The 15122-nt window shown below is 36.6% G+C and carries 10 protein-coding genes; 5 read left to right on the top strand and 5 right to left on the bottom strand.

Annotation, left to right across the window (positions count from 1 at the left end; genetic code table 11):
* Window positions 1–56 precede the first annotated feature (56 nt).
* From VQL36_RS02295 to VQL36_RS02310, 4 genes are all read left to right on the top strand, one after another.
* Window positions 57–1730 carry a long-chain fatty acid--CoA ligase gene (locus VQL36_RS02295; RefSeq protein WP_349247761.1) on the top strand — a complete coding sequence of 558 codons (1674 nt, stop codon included), beginning with the start codon at window positions 57–59 and terminating at the stop codon, window positions 1728–1730.
* 12 nt (window positions 1731–1742) lie between these two features.
* A complete protein-coding gene (locus VQL36_RS02300; RefSeq protein WP_349247762.1) occupies window positions 1743–4115 on the top strand; it encodes a 3-hydroxyacyl-CoA dehydrogenase/enoyl-CoA hydratase family protein in 2373 nt (790 codons plus the stop codon).
* A gap of 33 nt (window positions 4116–4148) precedes the next feature.
* Window positions 4149–5327 (top strand): acetyl-CoA C-acyltransferase, encoded by a 1179-nt coding sequence (locus VQL36_RS02305; RefSeq protein WP_349247763.1) that lies wholly within the window; start codon window positions 4149–4151, stop codon window positions 5325–5327.
* 193 nt (window positions 5328–5520) lie between these two features.
* Window positions 5521–7308, top strand: coding sequence for an acyl-CoA dehydrogenase family protein (locus VQL36_RS02310; RefSeq protein WP_349247764.1), 1788 nt, complete (start codon window positions 5521–5523; stop codon window positions 7306–7308).
* A gap of 186 nt (window positions 7309–7494) precedes the next feature.
* Here the strand turns inward: VQL36_RS02310 and VQL36_RS02315 are convergent, their stop codons facing one another.
* The 3 genes from VQL36_RS02315 to VQL36_RS02325 form a co-directional block, all read right to left on the bottom strand.
* Window positions 7495–7821 carry a hypothetical protein gene (locus VQL36_RS02315; RefSeq protein ID WP_349247765.1) on the bottom strand — a complete coding sequence of 109 codons (327 nt, stop codon included), beginning with the start codon at window positions 7819–7821 and terminating at the stop codon, window positions 7495–7497.
* A gap of 473 nt (window positions 7822–8294) precedes the next feature.
* Window positions 8295–8789, bottom strand: a complete 495-nt coding sequence (locus VQL36_RS02320) for a polymer-forming cytoskeletal protein (RefSeq protein WP_349247766.1) — start codon at window positions 8787–8789, stop codon at window positions 8295–8297.
* A gap of 20 nt (window positions 8790–8809) precedes the next feature.
* Entirely contained in the window at window positions 8810–9781 is a 972-nt protein-coding gene (locus tag VQL36_RS02325; RefSeq protein WP_349247767.1) for a peptidoglycan DD-metalloendopeptidase family protein, read from the bottom strand.
* Between the two features lie 157 nt (window positions 9782–9938).
* On the opposite strand from VQL36_RS02325, the gene ilvD reads away from it, so the two are divergent.
* Complete coding sequence (gene ilvD / locus VQL36_RS02330) at window positions 9939–11624, top strand: dihydroxy-acid dehydratase (protein WP_349247768.1); 1686 nt, start codon at window positions 9939–9941, stop codon at window positions 11622–11624.
* A 782-nt stretch (window positions 11625–12406) separates the two neighbouring features.
* Here ilvD and VQL36_RS02335 read toward each other — a convergent pair.
* Together VQL36_RS02335 and VQL36_RS02340 are read right to left on the bottom strand one after the other, a co-directional pair.
* Window positions 12407–13054: a TVP38/TMEM64 family protein gene (locus VQL36_RS02335; protein WP_349247769.1), complete on the bottom strand. Its 648-nt coding sequence runs from the start codon at window positions 13052–13054 to the stop codon at window positions 12407–12409.
* A 223-nt stretch (window positions 13055–13277) separates the two neighbouring features.
* The gene (locus VQL36_RS02340; protein ID WP_349247770.1) at window positions 13278–14948 is read right to left on the bottom strand and encodes a M4 family metallopeptidase; all 1671 of its coding nucleotides are present in this window, start codon (window positions 14946–14948) and stop codon (window positions 13278–13280) included.
* Window positions 14949–15122 lie beyond the last annotated feature (174 nt).

Below are 15122 nucleotides of genomic sequence, written 5' to 3' on the forward strand. Positions count from 1 at the left end.
TTGATAGAGAGATGAATAAATCGATTTTAAAAAATTTGAAATAAGAGGTGGTAATGATGCCAAACAATCCATGGAATAAATGTTATCCAGCGGAGATTCAACCACACCTTGATTATCCTGACTATCGAATCTCAGATTACTTAAAGTTGACCGCAGAGCAATTTCCTGATCATAAAGCGATTCATTTCTTCGGTAAAGAAATGACTTTTCAAGAACTGTTAACTCGTTCGTATCAAGTTGCAAATGGACTGAAGGAATTGGGTATGAAGAAGGGTGATCGCGTTGCGATTATGTTACCTAATACACCTCAGTTTGTATATTGTTATTTCGGTGTTTTATTTGCAGGAGGTATCGTTGTACAAACGAATCCATTGTATGTAGAAAGAGAACTTGAACATCACTTTTCAGATTCGGAGGCCAAGATTGTTTTTTGTTTAGATTTGGTCTATCCACGAATTAAAGCTGTGAAAGAAAAGGTAGGTTTGGAACATATTTTCACCACAAGCATTCCCGATGGGCTTCCTCCACTCAAAAAAATGTTATATCCTCTAGTTCAAAAAATCAAAAAAGGACCAACTGTAGACATAGATTATAGTAAAGAGCCAATTCAAACTTTACATCAATTTATGGAAAAATCCAATAGCACACCTGTGGAAGATCCTTGTGGCCCAGATGATGTAGCTGTTCTTCAATATACTGGTGGTACAACAGGATCACCAAAAGGAGTCATGCTAACTCATAAAAATCTAGTGGCCAATGTTACACAATGTCAGGCTTGGGCATATAAAACGGAAAGAGGAGAAGAAACTGTACTAGCTGTAGTCCCTTTATTCCATGTGTATGGAATGACGATTTGTATGCTTTTTGCAGCAGCTCATGCAGCTAAACTGGTTTTAATTCCTAAATTTGATATCGATGTCTTGATGAAGACGATTAAAACACAAAAACCAACATTTTTCCCAGGCGCTCCAACTTTGTATCAAGGAATTATAAATCATCCGAAAGTAACCGAAACAGATCTATCTTCTATCAAGTTCTGTATTAGTGGATCAGCTCCATTACCTCTAAATACACAAGCTAAGTTTGAGGAGCTAACCGGTGGTAAATTAGTGGAAGGTTATGGATTATCTGAAGCCTCTCCTGTTATTTGCGGTAATCCAGTATGGGGAAAAAATGTGAATGGAAGTATTGGTGTCCCATGGCCAGATACAGAATGCAAAGTTGTCAACCCTGAAGGTGAAGAAGTAAAAACAGGTGAATTAGGAGAAATCATCGGCAAAGGCCCGCAGGTTATGAAAGGGTATTGGAACAATCCAGAAGAAACTGAGGCAACCATAAAAGATGGCTGGTTATACACAGGGGACATGGGTTATATGGACGAAAACGGTTATTTCTACATTGTAGATCGGAAAAAGGACCTCATCATTGCTGGAGGATACAATATATATCCTAGAGATGTGGAAGAAGTATTATATGAGCACCCTGTGGTGAAGGAAGCCATTGTTTTAGGTGTTCCTGATGAATATCGCGGTGAAACTATCAAAGCTTATATCGTAAAAAAAGAAGGATTCACCATTTCAGAGGAGGCGCTAGACCAATACTGTCGCTCCAAGCTTGCTGCCTTTAAAGTGCCTAGAATTTACGAGTTCAGGGATGAACTTCCTAAATCCATTGTAGGTAAAATACTACGCAGAAAGTTAAAAGAAGAGGAAGAGGAAAAATTAGCTTAAGGAGTGGTGATCATGGAGAGGACAATTCGTAAAGCAGCAGTTTTGGGCTCAGGTGTGATGGGAGCGGCAATCGCTGCACATTTAGCGAATGTAGGCATTCAAACCTTACTGTTAGACATGGCTCCAAAAGGAGAAACAGATCCGAACAAGATGAATGACATCGTTGAAGCTTCTAAAAAAAACCTATTGAAAAACAAACCAAGTCCCCTATTCACAAAAGAGGTTTTAGATCGTATAGAGGTAGGCAATTTTGATGACGATTTACATCGTATTGCAGATGTGGATTGGGTAATCGAAGTCATTATTGAAAATCTTGAAATTAAACAAGAATTTTTCAAAAAAATAGAACAGTATTGGAATCCAGACACCATTGTGAGCTCTAACACTTCTGGTATTTCCGTTCATGCCATATGTGAGAATAACTCTGAGCAGTTTAAAAAACACTTTTTAGGCACTCATTTTTTTAATCCCCCTAGATATATGAAACTGCTTGAGTTTATCCCTACTAAACATACAGATCCGAACATCGTATCTTTTATGAAGAACTTTTGTGAGAAGAAAATAGGAAAAGGGGTAGTTATTGCCAAAGACACACCTAACTTTATTGCAAATCGAATTGGTACCTACGGTCTTTTATGCTCGCTTAAACAGATGGAAAAACTAGGTCTGACAATATCTGAAGTAGATGAATTGACAGGTCCTTTAATAGGTAGACCCAAAAGTGCTACATTTCGTACATTGGATTTAGTGGGTATTGATACGTTTGTTTTAGTTGCTAATACTGTGTTTGAAAATGTAACAGATACTGAAGAGAAGGAAATATTTAAAGTCCCTGAACTGATGGAGTACATGGTCGAACAAGGATATATAGGGGATAAAGCAGGATCTGGTTTTTATCAGAAAAAACGCACGAATACTGGAAAGGTGATATTAGAACTTGATGTTGCAAATAAAACTTACATTCCTAGAAGTAAAAGTAATTTGAGTTCCATAGAAGCAGCAAAAAATACAAAAGGTCTGAAAAACAAGTTAAAAGTCCTGATTGAGTCAGATGATAAAGGTGGAAAATTCACTTGGGAACTTATGAAGAAAGGCTGGTTATACGCTGCAAATAAGGTCCCTGAAATATCGGATGATATTAGAGCTGTGGATGAAGCCATGAAATGGGGATTTAATTGGGATCTTGGACCATTTGAAGCTTGGGATGCAGTCGGCGTTGTAGATACCGTTTCACGAATGAAAGAAGAAGGTGAGAAAATCCCTGCGTGGATTGAGTCCATGCTTGCCTCAGGAAAAACCTCTTTTTATGAAAAACAAGGTGACAAAACCTTCTATATTAAAATGGACGGTGGTTTAAAAGAAAAAGATATTCCAAAAGAGATCATTTCTTTAGAACAATTAAAAGAAAAAAATGGAGTGATCAAGAGTAATACAGGGGCTAGCTTATTTGATATCGGAGATGATATCGCTTGCCTTCAGTTCCATTCAATGAACAATACAATAGGACCTGATGTTTTACAAATGGTTCCCATCTCTTTAGAAGAGGTACGTAGAAATTATCGAGGCCTAGTCATTGGTCATCAAAAAGGAAAGAACTTTTGTGTAGGTGCTAATTTAATGATGTTGCTGATGGCGGCACAAGATGAAGATTGGTATGAGATTGAACAGATGATACAAGGTTTTCATCAAATGGCGATGGGATTAAAGTACTTTGAAAAACCAATTGTCACCACCCCGTTTGGTATGACGTTAGGTGGTGGTGTAGAAGTCTGTTTACCATCTTCTCATGTGCAAGCTTCTGCTGAAACTTACATGGGTCTCGTTGAGATGGGGGTTGGTTTGATCCCAGCAGGTGGGGGTACAAAAGAAATGTTAGTCCGTTCCACCGCTCCTGTTGATATTGATAAAACGATTGATTTACAGCCATTTGTGAACCGTGTATTTGAGACGATAGGAATGGCCAAAGTTTCTACGAGTGCAGCGGATGCCAAGGACCTTGGTTTATTAAAAGCATCAGATCGAATCACGATGCATCCAGATCATTTAATTTATGATGCTAAGCAAGCTGCGCTCGGGATGTCCATTGCCGGTTATGAACCGCCAATACAGAAGAAAGTAAGAGTAGTGGGTGAACCAGGACTCGCTGCATTGAAAATGGGATTATATCAAATGAAAATGAGTGGATTTATCAGTGAGCATGATGAGCTGATTGGCACACATCTTGCTAACATATTATCTGGTGGTAAGGTAGCAGCAAATAGCCTTGTTTCCGAAAAGCATTTACTGGAATTAGAACTTGAAGCCTTCTTAAGTTTATGTGGAGAACCGAAATCGCAAGAACGTATACAGCACATGTTACTAACAAGAAAACCGTTACGTAATTAAGTTTCTAATGATTCTATTTGAGGAGAGGATAGGATGAAGGAAGCAGTTATTGTTTCAGCAGTGAGAACTCCGATGGGCAAAGCTCATAAAGGTTCACTTGCTCAAACTCGTGCAGAGGATTTAGGGGCTTTAGTTGTTGAAGAAGTAATTAATCGAACCGCAGGTTTAACAAAACAGGAAATAGAAGATGTTATTATCGGATGTGCGATGCCAGAAGGTGAGCAGGGTTTGAATATGGGACGGATTATATCCTTGCGTGCAGGTTTACCGGACCATGTACCTGCATTAACCGTGAATCGATTTTGTGCCTCAGGTTTACAATCCATTGCTTTTGCAGCTGAACGGATACAATGTGGTTCTGCAGAAGTGATGGTAGCTGGCGGGGTGGAGAGCATGAGTCATGTTCCTATGTCGGGATTTAAACTACAACCGAATCCTTATTTAGTAGATTCACGTCCTGAGGTATATATACAAATGGGTGTTACCGCTGAAAATGTTGCGAAAAAATATGATATCAATCGAGAAAAGCAAGATGCTTTTGCAGTGAGGAGCCATCAAAAAGCGGCCTCAGCGATTAATGAGGGAAAATTTAAAGAAGAGATTGTTCCTGTCTCTGTGACACAATCGTTTATAAATAAAAGTGGAAAACAAGAAGAGACTTCCTTTTTATTAGAAACAGACGAAGGAGTGCGTCCAGATAGTTCTATAGATGTGCTCTCGAGATTAAAGCCTGCTTTTTTTACAAAAGGAACTGTAACCGCGGGGAACTCTTCCCAAATGAATGATGCGGCATCTGCTGTCGTTGTCATGACTCGTGAAAAAGCAGCACAATTAGGTTTAAAACCGATGGCTATATTTCGATCTTTTGCAGTTTCAGGCGTAGCACCGGAGATTATGGGGATCGGACCAGTAGATGCGATACCCAAAGCGATAAAACAAGCAGGTTTAACGTTGCAGGATATAGATCTTTTTGAAATAAATGAAGCTTTTGCTGCACAATGTGTAGCAGTCATTGAACAAGTAGGCATAGATATTGATAAAGTGAATGTCAATGGAGGTGGTATTGCTTTAGGTCATCCACTCGGTTGTACAGGTACGAAATTAACAACCACTCTATTATATGAAGCAAGAAGGAGAAAGAGCAAATTTGGAGTGGTAAGCATGTGTATTGGTGGGGGAATGGGAGCTGCTGGAGTATTTGAATTTGTTTGATGCAAAACAAATGTATTCTTCAGTTTCATTCGTTTATAAAATGAAGAAGGGAGGAACGTTTGTCAAAACATATTGTATAACTTCATGAAAAATGACATCCGAACTTCATTCTTTGAAATGTCAATCTTTAATTGATGTGGAAACAGTAACTTTCCATTTAATATTTGGCTTAGGGTTTTGACAACGGCAATGGATGACTATGAAAGCCAATAACCTCGTGAAAGGTGGCAACTTTTTATTAAGTGAGGTGGATGCTTCCGCAGTTTTTACACCAGAGGATTGTACTGAAGAACATCTTATGATTGCAAACTTATCTGAAAGCTTTATTGATCAAGAAATCGATCCTTTTGACGATGTTTTGGAAACGCAAGACTTCACTTTGTTAGTAAGGCTGGTTAAAAAAGCTGGAGAATTAGGGCTGTTAGGGGCTTCAGTCCCTGTAGAGTATGGTGGGACTAGTTTAGATCGAATTAGTTCCACTTTAATTTCTGAAAAAATGGTTCGAAGCAGTTCTTATTCACTAACCATTGCAGCTCACATTGGGATTGGAACTTTACCCATCGTTCTGTTTGGAACAAAAGATCAAAAGCAAAAATATTTACCTCCGTCAGTGAGTGGGGATCAAATTTTTGCTTATTGTTTAACTGAACCTTCTTCCGGCTCAGATGCGTTGAATGCAAAAACTACAGCTGTGTTAAGTGAGGATGCTTCACACTACATTTTAAATGGTACGAAACAATTTATTACGAATGCTGCTTTTGCAGATGTATTCATCGTATACGCGAAAGTGGATGGTGAAAGTTTTACCACATTTATTGTAGAAAAAAAGTTTAAAGGTGTTTCCACAGGTGCAGAGGAGAAAAAAATGGGAATCAAAGGTTCTTCCACTCGGCAGCTTATATTGGAAGATGTTTACGTTCCTATTGAAAATGTATTAGGTGAGGTAGGAAAAGGTCATGTGATTGCATTTAACATCTTAAATCTAGGGCGTTATTCACTGGCAGCAGGTTGTGTTGGTTCAAGTAAATGGGCCATTGAGCTTGCAGTACAATATGGCTGTCAGCGAAAACAGTTTAACAAAACAATTACTGAATTCCCCTTAATTCAGAAAAAAATTGCAGACATGACGATTTATACTTATGCGGCTGAGAGCATGGTATTTCGAACAGGTGGATTAATGGATGCAACGAGAAAAGCAATAGATTTAAATACGGAGGATCATGAAAGACAGGTGATAGAAGGCATTGCTGAGTATGCGATAGAATGTTCAATGAATAAAGTGTTTGCAACAGAGTGTTTGGATTTTGTTGCTGATGAAAGTTTACAAATTCATGGGGGTTACGGATTTATACAAGAATATAAAATTGAACGGATTTATCGAGATTCTAGAATTAATCGCATTTTTGAAGGCACAAACGAAATTAATCGCCTATTGATTCCAAACCAGTTGTTGCGAAGGGCCATGAAAGGTGAGCTTCCACTTATGGAAGCGGCAGAAAAATTAGAAAAGGAGCTTGTTACCTATATTCCTTCTAAATGGGATGAGGGAGTGCCACTAATACAGGAAAAAGCAATGTTAAGCTCCGCTAAGAAAATCTTTTTGATGGTGTTGGGGACTACATTTAAACAATACAAACAAGAGTTGGAGGAACAACAAGAGATTTTAGAAATCATTGCAAATCTAGCGATTCAAATTTATGCGATGGAATCGGTTATTATAAGGACGAAAAAAGCAATTGACAATGAAGGTATTGTAAGAGCTAAACAAAAGTGGAATATTACAGTAGCATTAACTCAGGAAAGTTTCGCAAAGGTAGAGAGTATGGCGAAGGAAGCATTTGTCATGATGTTAGATGGAGATGAACGAAAAATGACTCTGGCTATTTTGAAAAAAATAATTCGGTTTAATCTCAGAAACTTACTTCCAATCAAACGTCAAATAGCAGCTAGAATCATTGATAGTAAAAAATATGTTGTGTAGGTTGTTTCTCGCTAATCAGGTGGAGTTAGAGTCTCCATCTGATTTTTCGATGTTTAAGCTTTGCTTAGTTCACTGTGGCCTTTTAGCCTAGAAGCTTGCTGATTTAACGAGTTTCTTTAGGATCCACTTAAAGGGAGCTTACAAAAAAAGGACACCTTGTGGAGATGTCCTTTAGAAAGCCAAACTTTAAATAAAGAAAAATGCTGCGAATGCAAATGGGATTAAGAATAATGCAGAGATAGCTGCAAAACCTAGAGCAAACCGGGCACCTAAAAATGGAAAGAAGGAGATCGATGCTTTTTCTCCCGCATCTTTAAGCTGAGCTTTTGCCTTTTTAGAGCTTGTAGTCGAGATGTTAGAGGGTCCTCCATAACCAGAATCAAAATGTAAACATCCTCCAGAAACATCTTGAAGATAACCATGTACCGTAGTGCCATCATGTAATACTGCACACACATGCTGACCTACACAAGGAGTGCAAGTTGACTCATTTATAGGATATATCTCTCTCATGATATTTTTCCTCCTTTCTATACACAACCTGTATAAAAGTAATTTAACAACCTTTGAATAGGATATTTCTTGATATTGTATGCACTGCTGTGCTCTTGTGCTTGGATATCAGTCTATTTTTGAGGCACTTTAATAGCAGTTTATTTTATAACTTAGGAATTTTATAAAATTTCAAATTCTAAGTTTCAACAAAAACTATCTCTAAAGAAGTATTACAGCTACCTCCTCGAGAGACTCCGATAGGAGTTTTTGTTCAAATCTTTTATAAAATTTGAAATGTAAGAGTTGTGCAGGAGGGGGAGAGGTGAGAGGTGATGCTCCTAAAAATAATCATCACCATCAATTGTCTTTTGACATACATTGTGATGTGTGGATGAAACACTGGATATAGGCAGTGAGTGGACACCATGTTATAGAATGAAAAACATGTGCGAATAACTTTAAATCATGGTTGAGTTATTCGCACTGTTAAATTATCTATCAATCTGATAAACCTGTTCACTTTTTACAGCTTGCTTTTTTGCTTTTTCTTGTTTAATTTTGTGCATAATCGTTTTTACTTCTGATTGCTTTTCAGAATTATTTTCAGAATTAATATCAGTAGGAATGACAGTTACGTTTTTCTGATCTTCCATTTTGCTCTCGCCAGAGAATATCCCACCTTCTTCAACCTTGAATGAACCTACGGTAATGTCTCCAAATAATTTACCTGTACTAGAGATGGTTAATAATCCACTTGTGTTAATTGTCCCCCGTATAATACCAGAATTGATGACATTTTTGGCTTTAATATTCGATTGTATGATGGCATCTGCTCCGATGGTTAGATCTCCAGTGCATTGGATGTCTCCAGAAACTTGACCGTCAATTCGTAAGCTGGCTTTTGTTTTTAATTCTCCTTCAAATGTTGTTTCTTTTCCAATTACAGTATCAATTGAATTGGGATTTGCTTCTGATTTTTTAAACATTTCACTTATCTCCTTTAATTTTATCTTTCGCCTATTAAATAGGGATAAGGATTAGTAGGATATCCTCGCAATAGGACTTCATAATGTAAATGTGAGCCTGTACTTCGTCCAGATGATCCCATTAAGCCTATTTTTCCACCCTTTGTTACGGAAACGCCTTCTTTCACCAAAATCTTTGACAAATGCATGTATAACGTTTTAACCTCATTTGTATGGTTAATTAAAATATATTTGCCTAATTGATAATCAAACCCTGTTTCCTCAACTGTTCCATCTGCTGTTGCATAAATTGGATCATAAAAATTTCCGTCTATATCTATTCCAGTATGAAGACTATTTACATTTGTATAGGGGTCCTTACGAATTCCATACCAAGAAGAAATTCTTCTTGATTTCGTTGGCCATATGGAGGGTGTTACCTTCAATAAATCAACCTTTTCTTGCATCTTTTTTTTGATTTCTTCAAGGTTACTAGATAAAATACTTACTTCCTTTTTTAGACCATTTACATATTCATCAGATTTATTAATTAAGTTTTCCAAATACTCAGTAACAGGAAGTTCTTGTCCTCCAACACCTATAGATAGCTGTCCAATCTCAGCGTCATCTGATAGATCTTTTATTGAATATGAAACATCTTCAGTTAAGTTTAATAGGTCTTGTTCTAATTTTTTCAACTCATCAATTTGTAGTTTAATATCATCTACTTCAGATGTAAGTTCTAATATGTCGTCTTGCAAATGCTCTATGGTCAGGTTTTTTTCTAGAAGCGTATTTTGATACGAGTTATTGTTTGTTTCAATTTGCTCTGATAGCTCATTGATTTCAGTGAAAGATTTAAAATGAATGCTGTACTGCCAAACGATAATGATGAGAATGATAATAGCGATAGTTAGAGGTATTACTGTTAGTAAATAAGGTGGAAATCGAATCCTTCGTATGGATTGTTGTGCATTTGGGATAAACATAAAAGTAAACTTGTTTTTTTTCATGGGAACCCCTCTTAAGTGTAAAATATTGTCGTAAGTTAAATATATGTTAGAAGCGGACGGGATATACGAACTAAATCTAAGAATGTTTTACTTGACTAAAGCTTTTGGTGTAGATTACGATTAGGGGTATAAATAAAACAGAAAGGAAATATTACAAATGGCAGGGAATGAAAAAGATTTAAGAATACGCAGTAAAGTGATCAGTGAAGGTGCCAATAAAGCACCGAATCGTGCGATGTTAAGAGCAGTAGGTTTTACAGATGAAGACTTTAAAAAACCGATGGTAGGGGTAGCGAGTACTTGGAGTGAAGTTACTCCTTGTAATATGCACATTGATAAGCTTGCCATTCAAGCTAAAAAAGGAGTGTCTCAAGGTGGAGGGGCTCCATTGATATTTAATACAATTACAGTATCAGATGGCATTGCAATGGGACATGAGGGAATGTTTTACTCTTTACCAAGTCGTGAAGTTATTGCCGATTCAATAGAAACAGTAATGGGTGCGGAACGATTAGATGGTGTAGTTGCTATTGGTGGTTGTGATAAAAACATGCCCGGATGTATGATTGCGATTGGTCGGATGAACTTGCCAGCGGTTTTTGTATATGGAGGGACGATCCAGCCTGGTAAATGGGAAGGAAAGGATTTAGACATCGTTTCTGCTTTTGAAGCAGTCGGCCAGTATAATAAAGGCGATATCGATGCACAAGGGTTAAAAGACATCGAATGTCACGCATGTCCAGGTCAAGGTTCATGTGGCGGGATGTATACTGCGAACACGATGGCATCCGCTATCGAGGCAATGGGGATGAGTCTTCCAAGCAGTTCTTCTAATCCAGCGATTGCCGATTTAAAGGAAGATGATTGTAATAGAGCTGGACAGGCTGTTGTAGATTTATTAAGAAAAGAAATTTATCCAAAAGATATTATGACTAAAAAGGCGTTTGAAAATGCAATTACGGTCGTGATGGCACTGGGTGGATCAACAAATGCTTTCTTGCATTTACTTGCGATTGCTCATGCGGTGGATGTTGATCTTCAACTTGAGGATTTTGAACGTATTCGTGAACGTGTACCACATTTAGCAGATTTAAAACCAAGTGGACGTTATGTGATGCAGGATTTATCTGATGTTGGTGGTGTCCCTGCTGTGATGAAATTGCTCCTTGAAGAAGGTCTGCTTCACGGAGATTGTATTACTGTTACTGGTAAAACACTTGCTGAAAACTTAGCAGAACTTCCAGGGTTAAAAGAAGGACAAGATGTGATCCGTCCATTCAACAATCCTTTGAAACCTCAAGGGCCTCTAGTTGTATTAAGAGGAAACTTAGCACCTGAAGGTGCTGTAGCTAAAATGTCAGGTGTAAAAATGAAAAAAATTACTGGACCTGCTAGAGTATTTGATTCTGAGGAAGCGGCTACTGAAGCATTGCTAGCAGATAAAATTAATAAAGGCGACGTTATTGTCATTCGATATACTGGGCCGAAAGGTGGACCAGGAATGCCAGAAATGTTATCTGTCACTGCCATCGTTATAGGAAAAGGTTTAGGTGGAGATGTTGCATTAATGACAGATGGCAGATTTTCTGGAGGAACTCACGGATTTGTCGTAGGACATGTTGCACCAGAAGCGCAAGTTGGAGGACCGATTGGACTTCTTGAAGAGGGTGACATGATTACCATAGATAGTGAAACTCAGGAAATTAAAATGGATGTTTCTGAAGAAGAAATGGAAGAACGTAAACAACAATGGAAAGAACGTCCTTTAAGATATTCCAGAGGAGTATTGAATAAATACGCAAGATTAGTATCTTCTGCTTCTAAAGGTGCTGTAACGGACTAATTATGCTGAAATTATAATATAGTGATCCACCAAAGGTGCTGTAACGGACTAATTATGCTGAAATTATAATATAGAGATCCACCAAAGGTACTGTAACGGACTAATTATGCTGAAATTTATAATATAGAGATCCACCAAAGGTGCTGTAACGACTAATTATGCTGAATTTATAATATAGATATCCACCAAAGGTGCTGTAATGGACTATTTATGCTGAATTTATAATATAGATATCCACCAAAGGTGCTGTAACGGACTAATTATGCTGAAATTTATAATATAAAGATCCACCAAAGGTACTGTAACGGACTAATTATGCTGAAATTTATAATATAGAGATCCACCCTATCTAGGTGGGCACTGTCAGTTAGGTAGTATAATATGGAGTTACTTTCTGATTTTCCATAGCTGTACTTTTAAATATGATGTCTTAACTTAGAAATAGCGGGAATTTGTACCTTTATTTAAAGAAAAAGAGCATTACTTTAATAAATAGCGGGAATTTTTGGTCTTAATTCACTCATTTCATCTATATTTAATCATTTTGGGCTAAAAACCAATGGAATAAGACCATTTATTCCCGCTATCTTCATTATTCAGTCAAAAATAACGATTTAAGACCATAATTTCCCTCTATTTTCATTACGTAGTTAAATACGTATTTAACTACGTAGCTAAATATAAGGAAGTAATCGTTAATTTTCCCCTAATTTCCAAACCAGATGATATAATGCATTGCGATCTAATCCAGGGAATGCGATAAGATGTATTGTGGTTAAGTTCTATACATATCTCATCTCTAATCTTTTTCCACCGAGCCAAACAAGGAAAAAGATCCCCACAGTAAATATGATTTTCCATGGGTTATGTACTATAGAGAATAGATCATACCCAACTAATGAGATAAGAAAACTCATAAAGGCTTTTCCTAAAAGTGTGGCAATAAAAAAAGTGCGTTTTGACACTCTAGATAATCCAGATACAACATTTACTATAAATGTGGGTGCAAAGGGCAAACACGCCAAAATGAAAATAACAGTAAATCCTTTTTTTTCTATCCAATGAAAAAATCGTTTCGATTTTTTGATGTTCCCTCTATACTTTTTCATAAATTGATACTTTCTTTTTCTTGAAAACCTGCGTTCTATGTATGTAGATAATTTTTTGCCTAATGTTCTGCTAATCATAAAAACACTATAACTTCCAATCGTAATTCCAAGCCATGAAAATAAAAAACCTAAACCAAGTCCGTATACTTGTGCATTTACTAAGACAATCAAAAAGATGGGGAGTATCGGAAGAAAAGATTCTAATAATGGTAGGAGGATTCCTGGAAGTGGACCAAAAGCTCTATATTTTTCAATAAATAAGAGGATATCCTCTTCTGAAATGCTGGAAACTAAGTCTAATAAGTTGTTGATAAGATACACCTCTCAATAATTGCATAAATGATTTTTAGGACTACGTTTATTATTCTCATAAAGTGTCTTGTTATAACAAAATAAAAAAGATATACCAACAACTATTATAAGACAATCTTAAATAGAATTGAAGTTTTGAAACAAAAAATGAACTCCCCCTATCGATGTAATCAATCGATAAAGGGAGTTGGGGTTAAAAAACTTTTACTATGTTAATTAATCTAGGAAGTTATTAGTTAATCCCAACAGCATCAAAAGCTTGCTGTACGGATGTAACCTCTGAACTGTTTGATCCAAATAATTCAACTGCTGATTGTTCTGCTGCAGAACGGAGCTGACTAAAAGTAGAAGACTCAGTTAGATGTTGCGTTAAAGAACGGTAGAAGATGTCACCCATTTTATCTTGTCCTACACCATTTACAGAAACGCCACCATGGTTACCGCCTTCACTTAATAAATAAGCGGTTTTATTAATAATTCCACTGTTTATGTGTACTCCGCCCCAATCACCTTCTCTAGTATTAGGGAGCTGTACAAAGTCATTCATATGATCCGGATCACCAAATAAAGTAGGATCTGCTAATGATCTCAAAGCATCACCTGGAATGTTAGGTGTATAAATGTCTTCACCCATTAACCAGTCAGGTCCTAAACCTGCCCAGTTCTCTGCTAATACACCGAATATATCCGACATCGCTTCATTTATTGCGCCTGATTGATTTTGATAAAGAAGGTTTGCAGTTCTATCTGTCACTGCATGTGTAATTTCATGTGCAATAACATCATACGATCCAGAGAATGGAAGCCAATTTACACCATCTCCATCCCCATACATCATTTGATTTAAAGGTTCACCTAACCAACCTGCATTGTTATAACCTTGTCCAAAATGAACCGTAGACCTAATTGGTGCACCTTGATTATCGAAGCTATCACGATTAAACTTCTCTAGGTAGTAATCATAAACTAAACCAGCATAATAGTGAGCATCAACAGCTGCTCTATCATATGAGCTATTAAATACGTTATCACTATCACTCCATAGGGTACCTGGAAGATAACGCATGATTTGACGAAGAGGTCTATCTAATATTCTCTGACTTACATTTTCACCATCATAAGTGAATATGCCCTGGCCTCTCGTATTATCTTGCAAGTAATAAGTACTTCCTTGCTTATCAGTATTTAATGTTTTAACATCTCCTAATACACCTGTACCTGTTCCTTCAGAATCAATTTTGAACGATTGATTAAATTTATCTAAGATGTCACCTGTTGCAGCATCTACAAAATAACTCCAGTCTCCTATTTCAGGGTAAAGGAATTTAAAATTAACGTGAAATGCATAGTGAGATGAATCATCTTTTACATAGATCACTTCTTCCGTAGTTGGATCTATAATATATGATGGTGTTTCAGAGAAAGAAGAAATAAGATCATCTTCAGCGATTGAGAATGCATCTTTCTTCTTTACTTTTTTATCCTGTTTTAATTTTTTATCTAAATCAGGAGCTACAGTTCCAGAAAATGCTGTTAATACTCCTGATTGATCAATATGAGCTGTAAAGGTTCTACCATATACAGGCGTTCCTCTAAATTCCTGCTTTAATCTTAAATGAGTAAATCCTAAATCATCAACAAATTCATCGATGATTATAAAATTACTCTCAGCAGATTCAGCAAATTTGAAAACATCTTTTTTTCCATTTAGGTATCCAAACAAAACATCTTTTGCTTTTTTGTTAGATTTTTCTGTTAATTTACCGGAAACAAATTCAGGAGTGGATGATTTCTCACTTTTGTTTATTTTTTCAAAAATATCAGGTTTTGCACTAGCCTGAGGTATGAATATAGCTAGAACTAAACTTAATGATAAACAAACAGCAAGTAATTTTTTATTCATATACTAATCTCTCCTCTTTTTTAAAATAATACTAGAGTTGAGTATTTGAATATTAAACTAATTTCACCTCGCTTTTTTTGAAAATGACCGTTTAACAATTCACATCACTAAAATCTGAAAGCGCTTTCCACAATTAAATTTCAAAACTATGAATACAAAAAAATTAGGTTTATA

This window comes from Chengkuizengella sp. SCS-71B (genome assembly GCF_040100845.1).
Taxonomy (GTDB): Bacteria; Bacillota; Bacilli; order Paenibacillales; family KCTC-33759; genus Chengkuizengella.